Here is a 15867-nt window from a genome sequence, read left to right on the forward strand (position 1 = left end):
GGGCGTGACCGACGAGGTGATCAACCAGCCGCCGCCACTGACGGGCGGCAACGCATGGCGGGGCGATCCGTTGCTCATCCAGCTTGCCGAGCGTTTTTCCGATTCCGTCCGCAAGGATCTGGACGGGCTCGGCAGGTTCGTCATGACGCAGGAAGCACAGGAACTTGCCCGGCTCGCCAACACCGACACACCGAAGCTCAGGACGCATGACCGCCAGGGCCGACGCGTCGATCTGGTCGAGTTTCATCCCGCTTATCACGCGCTCATGCGACGCTCGGTTGCCGGCGGCCTGCATTCCTCGGTTTGGGAAAACGGCGATGCCGAGATCGGCCGCCGGCATCAGGTGAGGGCGGCGCGCTTCTACCTGACCGCGGAGCTCGAGACCGGACATCTTTGCCCCATCACCATGACCAGCGCTTCGCTGGCGGCGCTGATGGCGAGCCCAAAGCTGTTCCGCGAATGGGCGCCGCGCGTGACAACGCGCAAATACGACCAGAGCCAGAAGCCGCCGGTGCAAAAGACCGGGCTTACCCTCGGCATGGGTATGACCGAGAAACAGGGCGGCACCGACGTGCGCGCCAATGTCACAAAGGCCGAGCGCGCGGGAAACGGCTTCTATCGGCTGACCGGGCATAAATGGTTCATGTCGGCGCCGATGTCCGACGCCTTTCTCGTGCTCGGCCAGGTGCCGGAAGGGCTTTCATGCTTCCTGGTTCCGCGCATTCTGGGCGACGGCTCGGGCAATGGCTTCCGTTTCCAGCGCCTGAAGGACAAGCTCGGCAACCGCTCCAACGCCTCGTCGGAGGTCGAGTTCGCCAATGCCATCGGCGAGATGGTCGGCGAGCCGGGCGCCGGGATCAAGACGATCATGGACATGGTCACGCTGACCAGGCTCGACTGCGCCGTCGCTTCGTCAGCGCTCATGCGCGCCGGGCTGGCCGAAGCCGTCCACCACGTGCGCCATCGCCAGGTGTTCGGCATCAGTCTGGTCGATCAACCGCTGATGCAGCGGGTCCTTGCCGACATGGCGCTCGACGTTGCCGCCGCGACGGCGCTGTCGTTCCGGCTGGCGCGTTCCTTCGACGAGGCGGCGAGCGATCGCGGCGAGGCGGCCTTTGCACGCGCCATGACGCCGGTGGTCAAATACTGGGTATGCAAGATCGCACCGGCCTTGCTTTACGAGGCGATGGAGTGCCTCGGCGGCAATGGCTATGTCGAGGAAGCGCCGCTTGCTCGCTATTACCGTGAGGCTCCGGTCAACGCGATCTGGGAAGGCTCCGGCAACGTCATGGCGCTCGACGTGCTGCGTGTGCTTGGCCGCGCGCCAGGCCTGTTCGAGGAGGTGCTGGCCGGCATCGACCGCGACCTCGGCGCCGGCGGGCGGGGTACCATCGGCGTGCTCAACGCGGCCATGCAGGTGGCTTCGACCGACCAAGGCTCGGCGCGCCTGCTGACCGAACAGCTGGCACTTTCGGCGGCGGCGGCGGAGCTGCGCCGGCTGGGGGCAGGGCGGATCGCCGACGCCTTCGTCGAAACAAGACTCGGCGGCCAATGGCGCACCACCTACGGCATGCTCGATTCGCGCCATGACGCGCGCATGATCATCGACACGCTCTACCCGCCGCTGAGCTGAGCAGCCTGAAAGGCGTTCGATCGCCGGCCTGTGGATTGCCGTTAACCTTAACGAATGGTTTCCGTTGCGGGGAGGCTTCGCGGAGCCCACTCTGTCCACCGGAGTAGGGAAATGTTAACCATGACGATCCCGTGCTCCCAGGCAGGAAGCGCATGCGGCACGTTTTGACATCATTTCTGGCCTTGCATTGGGCGGTCGTCTTCGCCCTGCTGGCCTACATCTGCATGGATGGCAATCGCGGCATCGCGTCGGCGCTCGGCGTGCTTGGCGTCTCGCTGCAAAGCAGCCGTTTCCCGGATCTCGATCATGCTCTCGTCGTGGCGCCGCTCGCGGTCGCTCTGCTGATCGTCGCGCTGCTGTTCTGCTGGGCCTTCGTCGAGACGCTGCTCAACATCGCGACAAGGCCGGATGCGGGCGATACGGTGGTGCGGATAGCCTTCATCTGCGCCTCCTTCCTGCTTTCGGTGATTCTCGTCGGCGGCGCCGCGCAAGGCATCAACGGGCTGTTCATGGTCGTCGCCATCCAGATGACGGCGCTGCTCGCCTCTTATGTCGCGGTGCTCGCCGAGCGACGCTCGGCGAGCACCGCGATGACCTTGCATGAAGGCGAAGCCCCCCTGGTTTCCCGTCGCATGGCAGCGGGCGTCGCGCACAGCTCGCTCCTGTCCCGCATCTCCAGCCGGCCGGAAACCAGACCCGGAGGTCGCCGCTGATGCGCGTCTTGTTCGCATTCTGGGCGGCTCCGCTGGTCCTGTTCTGGGGCTGGTTCTTCCTGTCTCTCAACGACATCAATTTCGGCTACGTGATGCTCAGCCGCCAATTGCACGACCTGGTCTTCCAGCTTTACGGCCAGATGCTCGGCGTCGATCCGGGAATCATCCCCGGTATGGTGGCGCGGGCCTGTGTGTTCGACAGTTTCCTGCTGCTCGGGCTGGTGGCATTCCGCCGCCGGGGCCAAATCGCCGAATGGATCAGGCGGCGCCGGGAAGGCCCTGTCAGCCCTGATCAGCTCGGCCGAGCGACTGGAGTCGGTCCAACGCTCCCTGCAGAATAAAGGCCGCCGCCGCCGAATCGATCTTGCCGGCGCGCTTTTTGCGCGAGAAATCCATCTCGATCAGCGTCCGTTCCGCCGCGACCGTCGACAGCCGCTCGTCCCATAGCACGAAGGGCAGGTCGGACAAGGCGGCCATGTTGCGCGCGAAGGCGCGGGACTTCTGGGCGCGCGGACCTTCCGATCCGTCCATGTTGACGGGAAGGCCGAGCACGATCGCGCCGACATTGTCCTTCTCGAGCTGAGCCAGCAACTGGGCGGCATCGAGCGAAAACTTCTTGCGCAGGATGACCGGGCGCGGATGGGCGAAGGACAGGCTTCGGTCCGACACCGCCACGCCGATCGTCTTGTCGCCCAGATCAAGCCCGGCGAGCGTGCGGCCGCCCGCGAGAAGTGCCGGCAATTCCTCGATGCTTATGATGCCCAACCGCTCGTCCTGGTTAGTCGCCGCGCGGCTTTTTGATCGGCCGCGGGACTTTCAATTTGCTTTCGGCGTTCTATCCTCTGGCAACGAGAAAATCGAGGAATCCCTTCATGAAACTGACCTGGTATGGACATTCGGCATTCCGCATCGAGACCAACGACGCCAAGATCCTCATCGACCCGTATCTGGTCGGCAATCCGTCATGGACGGGCGGCTGGGAAAATCCAGCCGAAGGGGTGACGCATGTTCTTCTGACCCATGGCCACAGCGATCATATCAGCGGCGCCGCCGAGGTGCTGAAGAAGAGCGGCGCCATGCTTGTCGCCAATTTCGAGATCTGCATGTATCTCGTCGGCCAGGGCGTCAGCGATAAGAAGATAAATCCCGGCAATATCGGCGGTACCGTCGATTGCGGTCCCTTCACCACCACTTTCGTCCAGGCTTTGCACTCCTCTTCGTTCGGCGGACAAGACGGCACCAACACCTATCTCGGCAATCCGGGCGGGCTCGTGCTGCATTTCCCGGAGGATAAGACGCTCTACCACATGGGCGACACCGACATTTTTTCCGATATGGGGCTGATCAACGAATTGCATGAACCGAAGATCGGCATCGTGCCGATCGGCGATCGCTTCACCATGGGCGGCGCGGTGGCTGCCCTAGCCTGCCGCCGCTTTTTCCGCTTCGATACGGTCGTTCCCTGCCATTTCGGCACCTTCCCGATGATCGACCAGACCGCCGACAAATTCGTCGCCGGCATGGAGGGATCCGGCGTCAAGGTGGCGCTGCCCGAGATCGGCAAGGCGATCACGGTCTAGGCGTTCGCCCTATGTAGTAGGGTACACTACCTAGAGCGCCGCCCGAAGCACCGCATCCCGGTCGGCGGCATGATCTATGTTGCGCCGCAAGCGCGGCGCCGCTATAGCCCGCACTGGTTTTCCCGAGGCAAATAGACATGTCCGTTGATCTTCAGACCGTGAAGCGCGTCGCGCACCTTGCCCGCATTGCGGTGAGCGAGCAGGATGCCGAGCGCATGACAGGCGAGCTGAACGCCATCCTTGGCTTCGTCGAGCAGTTGAACGAGGTGGACGTCTCCGGCGTCGAACCGATGACTTCGGTCACGCCGATGGAGATGAAGAAGCGGCAGGATATGATCACCGACGGCAACAAGGCGGTCGACATCGTCGCCAACGCGCCGGCCACGGAAGAGAATTTCTTCCTCGTTCCCAAGGTTGTGGAGTAAGGGCAGGATGGCCGTCGAAATCGGCGTCGAGACGCCCTTGCAGGACGACGTGCGCGCGCTGGTCGCAGAACTCAACACCGCGCTGCTCGAACAGACGCCGCCGGAACATTGCTATCACCTCACCGTCGAGCAGATGGCTGGCCACGACACGACCGTGTTCGTCGCCCGCGACGCTGGCCTTGCGGTCGGCTGCGGCGCGCTGAAGCGTCATGCGGACGCGGTCGGCGAGGTCAAGCGCATGTACACGCGGCCCACGCATCGCGGCCAGAAGATCGGTGCCCAAATCGTTGCGCGGATCGAGGGTCTGGCGCGGCAGGAAGGCCTGAAGCGCCTGGTTCTGGAGACCGGCGATCGCCACCCTGCCGCCTGGGCCGTCTACGAACGCGCCGGGTTTTCGCGTTGCGGCCCGGTGCTGGATTATCCCGACTCGGAATGGTCGGTGTTTTACGAAAAGAGCCTTCCCTGATGAGCGACCTCACACATCTCACCATTTCCGAGGCCCGCGCCAAGCTGCGCGGCAAGGAGATTTCGGCTGCCGAGATCACCGAAGCCTATCTCTCGGCGATCGAGCGCGCCAATCCGGTGCTCAATGCCTATGTCGCGGTGACCGGCGACAAGGCGCGCGAGATGGCCAAGGTTTCCGACGCGAAGCTCGGCAAGGGCGAGGGCGGGGCGCTCGAAGGAATTCCGCTCGGCATCAAGGATCTGTTCGCCACCGAAGGCGTCCACACCCAGGCCTGCAGCCATGTGCTCGACGGTTTCCAACCGCGCTACGAATCGACCGTCACATCCAATCTGTGGGCCGACGGCGCCGTTATGCTCGGCAAGCTCAACATGGACGAGTTCGCCATGGGCTCCTCCAACGAGACCTCCTATTACGGCCCGGTTATCAATCCTTGGCGGCGCTCGCGCCTCGACACGGTGGTGACGCCGACGACGCATCAGGGCGACGGCGGGTTTGTCTCGGCCGGCGGCGCGAAGACCGCGCGTACGTTGGATAACGCCCAGCTGGTGCCGGGCGGCTCCTCCGGCGGATCGGCTTCCGCGGTCGCCGCCTTCCTCTGCGCCGGCGCCACCGCGACCGACACCGGCGGCTCGATCCGCCAGCCGGCAGCCTTCACCGGCACCGTCGGCATCAAGCCGACCTATGGCCGCTGCTCACGCTGGGGCGTCGTCGCCTTCGCGTCCTCGCTCGACCAGGCCGGTCCGATCGCGCGCGATGTGCGCGACGCCGCGATCCTGTTGAAGTCGATGGCCTCCTCCGACCCGAAGGACACGACGTCGGTCGACCGGCCGGTGCCGGACTACGAAGCGGTGATCGGCAAGCCGATCAAGGGCATGAAGGTCGGCATTCCGAAGGAGTACCGCGTCGACGGCATGCCCGAGGATATCGAGGCGCTCTGGCAGAAAGGCATTGCCTGGCTGAAGGATGCCGGGGCGGAGATCGTCGATATCTCTTTGCCGCACACCAAATACGCGCTGCCGGCCTACTACATCGTGGCGCCGGCCGAGGCCTCGTCCAACCTCGCCCGCTATGACGGCGTGCGCTACGGGTTGCGCGTGCCCGGCAAGGACATCGTCGACATGTATGAGAAGACGCGCGCCGCCGGCTTCGGCCGCGAGGTTAAGCGCCGCATCATGATCGGCACCTACGTGCTTTCCGCGGGTTACTACGACGCCTACTACCTGCAGGCGCAGAAGGTGCGCACGCTGATCAAGCGCGATTTCGAGACCGTCTTTGCTGCCGGTGTCGACGTCATCCTGACCCCGGCCACACCGTCGGCTGCCTTCGGCGTCGCCGACGAGGACATGAACGCCGATCCGGTGAAAATGTATCTCAACGACATCTTCACCGTGACGGTGAACATGGCCGGGTTGCCGGGGATATCGGTGCCCGCCGGCCTTGACCGCAAAGGCCTGCCGCTCGGCCTGCAGCTCATCGGCAGGCCGTTCGACGAGGAAACGCTGTTCCAGACCGCCCACGTCATCGAACAGGCCGCGGGCAGGTTCCAGCCGGACAAGTGGTGGTAGCGTTGTCCCTCATCTAGTCCATTAGCGTTGTGGCGTCCTTTGCGCGTCCAAACGGACGCGCGGCGCCGTAATGGGGTGAGGGATGTTCTATTATCTTTCCAAGATCCTCTGGTTTCTCGTCCAGCCGCTCAATCTGGCGATCTTCCTGCTGCTCGCCGGTCTGCTGGCGGCGCTCTTCCGCCGCCCTCGGCTGGCCGGCACCGGCAGCGTGCTCGCCTTCCTGATCCTCGCGCTTTCGGCCTGGACCTCGCTTGGCGCAATGATGCTCAATCCGCTGGAGGAACGCTTTCCCAAGCCGCCGCTGCCGGCCAAGGTCGACGGCATCGTCGTGCTCGGCGGCGGTTTCGAGGGCGCGATCAATCTGGCGCGCGGCGGCTATGAGCTGAACAGCGGCGGCGATCGCATGGTCGAGACCGCGATCCTCGCCAGGCGTTTTCCGCAAGCGAAAGTGGTCGTCTCCGGCGGCAATGGCGAGCTTTTCCTGGACGGCGAGGGCGATGCCGACACCGCGCCGCGCCTGCTTGGCGCGCTGGGGGGCGCGCCCGATCGCCTGATTCTTGAGAACAAGTCCCGCAACACGTACGAAAATGCAGTCTTCACCCGCAGGCTGGTCGAGCCGAAACCGGGCGAGACATGGCTGCTGGTGACGTCTGCCTTCCATATGCCGCGCGCCAAGGCGCTGTTCGACAAGGCCGGTTTTCCAACCGTCCCTTGGCCGGTCGATTACCGGACCTCAGGCAAGGAAGGCATCGGTCTGTTCCGCGACAATCCGGCCGATTCGCTGCAGGCGACCACCATGGCGATCCGCGAATGGATCGGGCTCTCCGCCTATTGGCTGTCGGGCCGCATCGATCAACCTTTCCCGGCGCCGGGCGGCTGACCGAGCACTGCCTGGCGCGCGGCCGAGAAGAACTGACGGCGCACAAGCACGGCAAGCAGCACCAGCGTCGACAGCACGAACACCGTCGGGCCGACGAACGAGCCGAGATAGCCGATCGAGAAGAAGACGGCGCGCAGGCCGGAATTGAAATGCTTGCCGGCTAGCACGTTCATGCGGGTGGCCCGCCACACCGCCGTCCCGCTGACCGGATTGCGCGAGGCCTCGCCATGCGGGACCGGCACGGCACCGATCAGGATCGAGCAGTAGTTGAACAGCCGGTAGGCCCAGCCGAATTTGAAGAAAGCGAAGGCGAGGATCAGCACCAGGCCGAACATTTTGGTCTGGAAGGCTTCGCGGGAGGATGCGGAGGCCAACGGCAAGTCAGTCATTATGGTCAGAACCCGGTCGGAAGCGCCGAGAAGGGCAAAGCAGCCGCCGAGCGCGATCAGCGAGCTCGAGGCAAAGAAGGCGGTGCCTTGCTGCAGCCCGGACATGATGGCGGTGTCGACTATGCGCACCTCGCGCTCGGCCATGTTGCGCATCCAGGCTTCGCGCTGAGCGTTCATGGCCGTGGTCAGCGACACGCGGCTAACGAGCTTGCCGTCGGAGGCCAGCGTATGCAGCACCCAGACGACCAGGAAAAAGGCCAGAGCGGCCAGGTCTGTCGCCGAAAGATGAAGGGAATCGCCCATACGTTCTTTTACCACAGGCCGGGCGCTTCGACGGCGGAAGCAAGCGGTACATGTCGCTGCCGGAGCAAACAAGGTCGGCTGACGCCGCGCCGCGACATGCAAAACAGCGGAAACATCGCGAGAATTCCTATATGTAAGTTTTGAGCGGCCTCCAGGAGACAGCGGCGCGTGTTCCTTTCGGTTTTCGACCTGTTCAAGATCGGCATCGGTCCATCGAGCTCGCATACGATGGGGCCGATGACGGCTGCCCGCCGCTTCCTCGACGAGATCCTCGCCGACGACTGGCCGCGCCCGGCCGGCGTCGAGGTCGATCGCATCGGCGCCAGCCTGCACGGCTCGCTCGCTTATACCGGGATCGGCCATGGCTCGGACCGCGCCGTCATCCTCGGACTGGCCGGCGAGACGCCGCAGACAGTCGATCCGGATGAGGCGGATAGCATCGTTGCCCGCATCGGAACGGAGAAACGGATTTCGCCGCCTGGGCATCCGGCCTACCGCTTCGACCCGGCCAAGGATCTGGTGCTCGACCGCAAGACGCCGTTGACCGGCCATGCCAACGGCATGGCCTTCTATGCCTACGATGCGTCCGACCGGCTGCTGCTCAAGCGCATCTATTATTCGATCGGCGGCGGCTTCGTCGTCTCCGAGGAAGAGTTGCAGCGCATGAAGGCCAAGGGCTCGGTGACGACGGAAGGCAAGAAGGTGCCTTATCCGTTCAAGAACGCCGTCGAGATGCTGGCGATGGCGGCCAGGAGCGGGCTTTCGATCGCCGAGATGAAGCGGTCCAACGAGGAAACGCATATGTCGCGCGAGGAGCTGGACGCCGGCCTCGACGCGATCTGGAGCGCCATGAAACGCTGCATCGACCGCGGGCTGTCGCAGGACGGCATCATGCCGGGCGGACTGAAGGTGCGGCGCCGCGCACGCCAATTGCATGACAAGCTGCAGGAACAGTGGCAGCAGAACCGGCCCAACCCCTTGCTCGCCAATGACTGGCTGTCGATCTATGCCATGGCGGTGAACGAGGAGAACGCCGCCGGCGGGCGCGTGGTGACTGCGCCGACCAACGGTGCCGCCGGCACGCTGCCGGCGGTGCTGCGCTACTGGCTGCATTTCCATCCCGAAGCCGACCAGCCGAGCATCCGCGACTTCCTGCTGACGGCCGCCGCCGTCGGCGGCATCATCAAGTCAAACGCTTCGATCTCGGGCGCCGAGGTCGGCTGCCAGGGCGAAGTGGGATCCGCCTCGGCAATGGCGGCGGCCGGGCTTTGCGCGGTCATGGGGGGCACTCCGGAGCAGGTCGAGAACGCCGCCGAAATCGCGCTCGAGCACCACCTCGGCATGACCTGCGATCCGGTCGGCGGCCTGGTGCAGGTGCCCTGCATCGAGCGCAATGCGCTGGGAGCGGTCAAGGCGGTAACAGCCGCCTCGCTCGCCATCAAGGGCGACGGGACGCATTTCGTGCCGCTGGATGCTGCTATCGAGACCATGCGCCAGACGGGTCTCGACATGAACGAGAAATACAAGGAAACCAGCCTCGGCGGACTGGCTGTCAACGTGGTCGAGTGCTGACCTTGCCCCACCGGCGGGCTTGGTTTGCCGAAGCGATCGAAACGGCCACGCTGGCCTCATGATTTGGCTGCAGTCGGCCTGTGCATAATCCCGCTTGGCGTTGAATGCCTCCGGCGCTGTCGCTAGATTGCGGGCATGTCTCTCAATCTCGTCAAACTCTGCGTCGGCTGCGACAGCGTCGAGGACCTGGAAGAGTGGATCGCCTTCCGTCTCGACGAGCGGTGCCGCGCTGGCGAGCCGGCCGAGCACTGGCACACCACGCGCATGGTGCCGACGCGCGGTGGGGAGATCACCGATGGCGGCTCGCTCTACTGGGTGATCAAGGGCAACGTCCAATGCCGGCAGCTGATTACGGAGATCCGGCCTTTCGTCGATGGCGAAGGCATCGGCCGCTGCCATCTCGTGCTTGATCCCGAAGTGGTGCGCACCGACTGGCAGCCGCGCCGCGCCTTCCAGGGCTGGCGTTATCTTAAGCCCTCCGATGCGCCGGCCGATCTCGGCAAGGGCAGGGCCGCATTGGCCGAGATGCCGCCGAAACTGCGCCTGGAGCTTGCGGAACTCGGCCTGCTGTAGGACTGCAGGTCCTCATCTTCCGCTTGCTGGCCCTTCGAGCGGCCCGGCGTGGGGCTTGCAAGCACCGCCCCTGCGCCACATCTTGATTTCGATGCACAATCATTTGGATGGCGGTGCAAACTGATGGGCGTGATCATCGCATTGGCAGCCGTGCTCCTGGTGCTTTTCGGCGCCGCGACAATCTTTGTGCGTGCCGACGCAGCGAGGATGGCGGACAGTCTCAGAACGCTTGGGCCCGCGCTGTTGGGCCTGATCGGCGCGACGATGCTCGTGGTCGGCCGCAGCAGCTTTGGCGGTCTGCTGATGATTGCTGCGGCAGGCTGGTATGCCTGGATGCGGGCGAGGCGACCGCCACCGAAACTTGTCGCGGCCAAACGCTCAACCGTGCGCACCGCGGCTCTCGAAATGGAGCTCGACCACGACAGCGGCAAGCTCGAAGGCCTTGTTCTCGCCGGCCACTATGAGGGGAGAATGCTGAGCGCCATGGAGATCGCCGAGCTGCAGCAACTCCATGTCGAGCTACGGCCGGACCCGGAGAGCCGCCAACTGCTAGAGACGTATCTTGACGGCCGTTTTCCCGTCTGGCGCAAGGACGCGCAGCCGGACAGTGGCGAAGGGCTGGGTGTTGCGCCAGGTGCGGGCGCCATGACTAAGGAGGAGGCCTACAAGATCCTTGGTCTTGAAGCGGGGGCTGCCGCGGCGGATATCCGCAAGGCGCACCGCCGCCTGATGCAGCGCCTGAACGCCGATGTCGGCGGCACGTCTGTCCTGGCGGCGCGGATCAATGAAGCCAAGGACGTCTTGCTCTCCAATCACGACTAGTCTCCTTCGACGCGGAACTTCCCGGGAGGTTCAAAAGCCGCCTATTGCTGGACGGCGTAGCACTCGATCTTCTTTCGCTTCAGGGCGTCGCAAGCTTTCCAGGCTGCGTCCTTCGAGCCGAAACCGCCGAAGCGGGCGCGGTAGTAGGTGACGCCGCCCTTGTCGAACGCGACCGTGAAGCCCGATGCGTCGGCCAGCACCTTCGGCGCCTGCTTGGTCGTCTTGTCGAGAAGCGCCTGAGCCCCCGATTGCGTCGGCGAGGACGCGACCTGCACCACCCATCCCGACGGCAGCGAGGCCGTCTTGACCGGATCGATGGCCGGCTCGGAGTAAGCGGCAACCGTCTGGGACGTGGCTTCGGGCTGTGATGCGGTTTCGGTCTCTGAGGTGGTTTCTTGGGGCGCGGGTGCCGGAGCCATGGCGGCCACCGCAACCGTCTTCACCTTCCTGACCTGGATCACCGGCTTGGTTTCCTCAGCGACCGGCGCGCTGTCATCGGCTGACGCGACTTCGGTGTCGTCGACAGCCGGTTTTTCGTCCGGAGTCGGTGCGTCATGCTTGGGCAGGAGGACCTTGGCCAGAGCCTTGATCGGATTGCCGCCGCCCGCCTTGGCGATCAGGTTGCCGCCGCCGCGGGTCGAGGCGCGCGGAAGGTAGGTGTTGATCAGTGAAGCCATCTGGTTGTCGCGGCTGCGGCCGGAAGCGCCGCCCATCACCACTGCGACGAGGCGGCGATCGCCATCGGCGACTGAGGAGACCAGGTTGTAGCCGGAAGCGCGCGTGTAGCCGGTTTTGATGCCGTCGACACCCTTGATGCGGCCGAGCAGGCGATTATGGCCGTTGATGCGCTGGCGGCCATAGAGGAACGAGCGCTGCGAGAAATAGCCGTAATATTGCGGGAAGTGCTCGCGGAGCGCGATGCCGAGCATCGCCATGTCGTGCGCCGTGGTGAACTGGCCCGGATCGGGCAGGCCATTGGCATTGCGGAAGACAGTGCCGTTCATGCCAAGCTGGCGTGCCTTGGCCGTCATCATGCGGGCAAAATTGTCTTCGCTGCCGCCGAGCAACTCGCCCAGCGCGGTCGCCGAGTCGTTCGCCGACTTCGTCACCATCGACAGGATCGCGGTCTCGACCGGCACCGACCCGCCGGCGCGCACGCCGAGCTTGGTCGGCGGCTCGGACGCGGCATGGGCCGAGAACGGCACCGGCGTGTTCTTGCCGATCCTGCCCTTCGCCAATGCCTCGAAGGTGAGGTAGAGCGTCATCATCTTGGTGAGCGAAGCCGGATAGCGCCGGCCGTTGGCGTCGGCCGAATAAAGCACCCTTCCGGTCTTGGCGTCGACGACAATCGCGGCAGACTTTGCCGCCATCGCGGAGGCGACATCGGCGGTGACAATCGTCACCGCGAGCGCGGCAATCATGATCGCCTTGAAGGAGAATGAAGATTTGGAGACGAAGCCCGACAACGCCTGACGCACCGTTACTTACCCTGAATTTTCGTTGCCCCGGAGGCGGCAGAGGGGTGCCTGCCTCACTTCCGGCCAAGCTATCGCGGTCAGCGTTACCAATCCGTTTATGGTAACCGCCGCGTTCACCATTTTCTGGCGATTTGAGCCTCTGTTTATTCGAACTTTAGCGGTCGCTGTCGCGCGGAGCCCTTGCGGCTCAAGGCAATCTTGACTTTTGTGCAGCGCACAATATATTCCAGTGCATTGCACAAGGGCGCCCGGGGCTAAATGGGCGTTTCAACCAAGGGAAGGCATGAAATGACCCAGACCTATGAGGACTTCGCGAAATACGGCAAGGAGTTTGCCGACACCGGGCTGAAGAGCTTTGCCTCGCTCACCAAGGGTGCGCAGGCGATCGCGACCGAAGCCGGCGAATACACCAAGAAGAGCTTCGAGGCCGGCAGCGCCGCCTTCGAGAAGCTGTTCTCGGCCAAGTCGATCGAGAAGGCCATCGAGATCCAGACCGACTACGCCAAGCAGAGCTACGAGAGCTTCGTGGCCGAGGCCAGCAAGATCGGCAATCTCTATGCCGAGCTCGCCAAGGAAGCCTACAAGCCGTTCGAATCGGTCGTCGCCAAGGCGAAGTAATTTCGTCCGATCACATCGGGCAGGCTAGCCGGCCCGCAAAAACAACCCGGTCGCGGAAGCGCGGCCGGGTTTTTTCATGCGCCGCCGCAACCACCCGCGCCTTGCCGCATTCACGATTGAGAAATTCGCTGAAGTTTGCGTACCTAGCCATATTGTCAGCTAAACAGAAGGGCTTAAAATCGGCCATCGAAGACCTACATGTTGAACTCGCATGAGGATTCGAAAAGGCAGGACTACGTGACGATCGGTTTGACTGCCACGGCAGGCGTGGTGCGAATGCAAGGTGACGGCGACCGCAACGATCCCGGTCGCGGCACGGCGGTCATCACGCGCACCAAAACCAAGACAAAAAAGCCCAGCCTCTACAGGGTCCTCATCCTTAACGACGACTACACTCCCATGGAGTTCGTGGTCCACGTCCTGGAGCGTTTTTTCCAGAAGGACCGCGAGGCCGCCACACGCATCATGCTGCATGTTCATAATCATGGAGTGGGCGAGTGCGGGGTCTACACATTCGAGGTGGCCGAGACCAAAGTGTCTCAGGTCATGGATTTCGCCCGACAGAATCAGCATCCGCTGCAATGCGTGATGGAGAAGAAGTGAGGTAACATGCCGGCTTTCTCCCAAGGCCTGGAAAAGGCGCTACATCAGGCGCTGACGTTCGCCAACGAGCGGCATCATGAATATGCAACGCTCGAACACCTGCTGCTGGCGCTCATCGACGACACCGAGGCGGCCGCGGTGATGCGCGCCTGCAATGTCGATCTCGACGAGCTCAAGCACACCGTTCTGACCTATATCGACACCGAGCTTGACAATCTCGTCACCGGTTACGACGAGGATTCGAAACCGACCGCCGGGTTCCAGCGCGTCATCCAGCGCGCCGTCATCCATGTGCAGTCGTCCGGCCGCGAGGAGGTGTCCGGGGCCAATGTGCTCGTCGCAATCTTTGCCGAGCGCGAAAGCCATGCGGCCTATTTCCTGCAGGAACAGCAGATGACCCGCTACGACGCGGTCAACTACATCTCGCACGGCATCGCCAAGCGCCCCGGCGCTTCGGAGTCGCGCACGCCGCGCGGCGCCGACGATGAGCAGGGCGGTCAGAACGGCGCCGAGCCGCAGGAAGACGGCGGCAAGAAGAAGCCGCAGGACGCGCTGACGGCCTACTGCATCAACCTCAACAACAAGGCCAAGGCCGGCAAGATCGATCCGCTGATCGGTCGCGAGAGCGAGATCAATCGCACCATCCAGGTGCTGTGCCGCCGCTCCAAGAACAACCCGCTCTATGTCGGCGACCCAGGCGTCGGCAAGACGGCGATCGCCGAGGGCCTTGCCAAGCGCATCGTCGAAGGCGACGTGCCCGAGGTGCTGCAGGACGCCACCATCTTCGCGCTCGACATGGGCACTCTGTTGGCCGGCACGCGCTATCGCGGCGACTTCGAGGAGCGGCTGAAGCAGGTCGTCAAGGAGCTCGAGGACTATCCGGGCGCGGTGCTGTTCATCGACGAGATCCACACCGTGATCGGGGCAGGGGCCACGTCTGGCGGCGCCATGGATGCCTCGAACCTGTTGAAGCCGGCGCTGTCGTCCGGCGCGATCCGCTGCATCGGCTCGACAACGTACAAGGAGTTCCGCCAGTTCTTCGAGAAGGACCGCGCGCTGGTGCGGCGCTTCCAGAAGATCGACGTCAACGAGCCGACCATCGAGGACGCCATCGAGATCATGAAGGGCCTGAAGCCCTATTTCGAGGAGTTCCACAAGGTCCGCTACACGAGCGAAGCGATCAAGGCTTCGGTGGAGTTGTCGGCCCGCTACATCAGCGACCGCAAGCTGCCGGACAAGGCGATCGACGTGATCGACGAGACCGGCGCCTCGCAGATGCTGGTGCCTGAGGCCAAGCGCAAGAAGACGATCGGCATCAAGGAAATCGAGGCGACGATCGCCACCATGGCGCGCATCCCGCCGAAGACGGTTTCGGCGGACGACGAGAAGGTGCTGCAGGGTCTCGATGTCGAGCTGAAGCGCGTCGTCTACGGTCAGGATACCGCAATCACCGCGCTGACGTCGGCGATCAAGCTGGCACGGGCGGGCCTGCGCGAGCCGGAGAAGCCGATCGGCTCCTACCTTTTCTCAGGGCCGACCGGCGTCGGCAAGACGGAAGTGGCCAAGCAGCTTGCGGCCTCGCTCGGCGTCGAGCTGATCCGCTTCGACATGTCGGAATATATGGAACGCCACACCGTCTCGCGGCTGATCGGCGCACCTCCCGGCTATGTCGGCTTCGACCAGGGTGGACTGTTGACCGACGGTGTCGACCAGCATCCCCATTGCGTGCTGTTGCTCGACGAGGTGGAGAAGGCGCATCCGGATCTGTTCAACATCCTGTTGCAGGTGATGGACCATGGCAAGCTGACCGACCACAACGGCAAGCAGATCGACTTCCGCAACGTCATCCTGATCATGACGACCAATGCGGGCGCATCGGACGCTCAGCGCGCGGCGATCGGCTTCGGCTCGACCAAGCGCGAGGGCGACGACGTCGAGGCTATCAACCGGCTGTTCACGCCCGAATTCCGCAACCGTCTCGACGCGATCATTCCGTTCGGCTCGCTGCCGATCCCGGTGATCCATCAGGTGGTGCAGAAATTCGTCATGCAGCTCGAGGCCCAACTTTCCGAGCGGGGCGTCACCTTCGACCTGTCGCCGGACGCGATCGCCTGGCTGGCCGACAAGGGCTATGACGAGCGCATGGGCGCGCGTCCGCTCGGCCGCGTCATTCAGGAGCACATCAAGAAGCCGCTGGCCGACGAGGTGCTGTTCGGCAAGCTGAAGAAGGGTGGCACGGTGCGCGTC

The 15867-nt window shown here is 64.0% G+C and carries 18 protein-coding genes; 14 read left to right on the plus strand and 4 right to left on the minus strand.

The genetic code is table 11. The features are described from left to right. Positions 1-4: 4 nt before the first annotated feature. From EOA75_RS15060 to EOA75_RS15070, 3 genes are all read left to right on the plus strand, one after another. Positions 5-1633: a DNA alkylation response protein gene (locus tag EOA75_RS15060; protein ID WP_067319823.1), complete on the plus strand. Its 1629-nt coding sequence runs from the start codon at positions 5-7 to the stop codon at positions 1631-1633. A 152-nt stretch (positions 1634-1785) separates the two neighbouring features. Continuing rightward, entirely contained in the window at positions 1786-2346 is a 561-nt protein-coding gene (locus EOA75_RS15065) for a hypothetical protein (protein WP_127324562.1), read from the plus strand. Next, positions 2346-2687, plus strand: coding sequence for a DUF6105 family protein (locus EOA75_RS15070; protein ID WP_127324563.1), 342 nt, complete (start codon positions 2346-2348; stop codon positions 2685-2687). The genes EOA75_RS15065 and EOA75_RS15070 overlap by 1 nt, the downstream gene beginning before the upstream one ends. Here the strand turns inward: EOA75_RS15070 and ruvX are convergent. Further along, a complete protein-coding gene (ruvX, locus tag EOA75_RS15075; RefSeq protein ID WP_066992581.1) occupies positions 2629-3111 on the minus strand; it encodes a Holliday junction resolvase RuvX in 483 nt (160 codons plus the stop codon). The two genes, EOA75_RS15070 and ruvX, sit on opposite strands and share 59 nt — an antisense overlap. A 107-nt stretch (positions 3112-3218) precedes the next feature. Between ruvX and EOA75_RS15080 the strand changes: the two genes are divergently transcribed. The 5 genes from EOA75_RS15080 (at position 3219) to EOA75_RS15100 (ending at position 7262) form a co-directional block, all read left to right on the plus strand. Further along, positions 3219-3926, plus strand: coding sequence for a metal-dependent hydrolase (locus EOA75_RS15080; RefSeq protein ID WP_127324564.1), 708 nt, complete (start codon positions 3219-3221; stop codon positions 3924-3926). Between the two features lie 137 nt (positions 3927-4063). Continuing rightward, positions 4064-4351, plus strand: a complete 288-nt coding sequence (gene gatC / locus EOA75_RS15085; RefSeq protein WP_066992584.1) for an Asp-tRNA(Asn)/Glu-tRNA(Gln) amidotransferase subunit GatC — start codon at positions 4064-4066, stop codon at positions 4349-4351. A gap of 7 nt (positions 4352-4358) precedes the next feature. Then, the gene (locus tag EOA75_RS15090) at positions 4359-4817 is read left to right on the plus strand and encodes a GNAT family N-acetyltransferase (RefSeq protein WP_127324565.1); all 459 of its coding nucleotides are present in this window, start codon (positions 4359-4361) and stop codon (positions 4815-4817) included. Continuing rightward, positions 4817-6382: an amidase family protein gene (locus EOA75_RS15095; RefSeq protein WP_127216875.1), complete on the plus strand. Its 1566-nt coding sequence runs from the start codon at positions 4817-4819 to the stop codon at positions 6380-6382. The genes EOA75_RS15090 and EOA75_RS15095 overlap by 1 nt, the downstream gene beginning before the upstream one ends. Before the next feature lie 82 nt (positions 6383-6464). Beyond that, positions 6465-7262, plus strand: a complete 798-nt coding sequence (locus tag EOA75_RS15100) for a YdcF family protein (protein WP_127324566.1) — start codon at positions 6465-6467, stop codon at positions 7260-7262. On the opposite strand, the gene EOA75_RS15105 is transcribed toward EOA75_RS15100, so the two are convergent. Then, the gene (locus EOA75_RS15105; RefSeq protein WP_095825359.1) at positions 7235-7954 is read right to left on the minus strand and encodes a DUF599 domain-containing protein; all 720 of its coding nucleotides are present in this window, start codon (positions 7952-7954) and stop codon (positions 7235-7237) included. The two genes, EOA75_RS15100 and EOA75_RS15105, sit on opposite strands and share 28 nt — an antisense overlap. A 168-nt stretch (positions 7955-8122) precedes the next feature. On the opposite strand from EOA75_RS15105, the gene EOA75_RS15110 reads away from it, so the two are divergent. From EOA75_RS15110 to EOA75_RS15120, 3 genes are all read left to right on the plus strand, one after another. After that, on the plus strand, positions 8123-9526 hold the full coding sequence (locus EOA75_RS15110) for an L-serine ammonia-lyase (RefSeq protein ID WP_127216876.1): 1404 nt from the start codon (positions 8123-8125) through the stop codon (positions 9524-9526). A 135-nt stretch (positions 9527-9661) separates the two neighbouring features. Then, the gene (locus tag EOA75_RS15115) at positions 9662-10099 is read left to right on the plus strand and encodes a DUF1489 family protein (protein WP_067319848.1); all 438 of its coding nucleotides are present in this window, start codon (positions 9662-9664) and stop codon (positions 10097-10099) included. Between the two features lie 123 nt (positions 10100-10222). Further along, complete coding sequence (locus tag EOA75_RS15120; RefSeq protein WP_095777736.1) at positions 10223-10921, plus strand: molecular chaperone DnaJ; 699 nt, start codon at positions 10223-10225, stop codon at positions 10919-10921. Positions 10922-10962: 41 nt separating this feature from the next. Here the strand turns inward: EOA75_RS15120 and EOA75_RS15125 are convergent, their stop codons facing one another. Then, on the minus strand, positions 10963-12399 hold the full coding sequence (locus EOA75_RS15125; RefSeq protein WP_127216021.1) for a D-alanyl-D-alanine carboxypeptidase: 1437 nt from the start codon (positions 12397-12399) through the stop codon (positions 10963-10965). Positions 12400-12687: 288 nt separating this feature from the next. Between EOA75_RS15125 and EOA75_RS15130 the strand changes: the two genes are divergently transcribed. Next, on the plus strand, positions 12688-13017 hold the full coding sequence (locus EOA75_RS15130; RefSeq protein ID WP_066992785.1) for a phasin family protein: 330 nt from the start codon (positions 12688-12690) through the stop codon (positions 13015-13017). Between the two features lie 10 nt (positions 13018-13027). On the opposite strand, the gene EOA75_RS34025 is transcribed toward EOA75_RS15130, so the two are convergent. After that, entirely contained in the window at positions 13028-13204 is a 177-nt protein-coding gene (locus EOA75_RS34025; protein WP_156751000.1) for a hypothetical protein, read from the minus strand. 89 nt (positions 13205-13293) lie between these two features. Here EOA75_RS34025 and clpS point away from each other — a divergent pair, with 89 nt between their 5' ends. Both clpS and clpA read left to right on the plus strand, forming a co-directional pair. After that, complete coding sequence (gene clpS, locus EOA75_RS15135) at positions 13294-13620, plus strand: ATP-dependent Clp protease adapter ClpS (RefSeq protein ID WP_041000825.1); 327 nt, start codon at positions 13294-13296, stop codon at positions 13618-13620. 6 nt (positions 13621-13626) lie between these two features. Beyond that, positions 13627-15867 (plus strand): ATP-dependent Clp protease ATP-binding subunit ClpA (clpA, locus tag EOA75_RS15140; protein ID WP_127324567.1); only part of this gene is annotated, 2241 nt, incomplete at its 3' end.

The organism is Mesorhizobium sp. M1A.F.Ca.IN.022.07.1.1, from assembly GCF_003997575.1.
GTDB lineage: Bacteria > Pseudomonadota > Alphaproteobacteria > Rhizobiales > Rhizobiaceae > Mesorhizobium.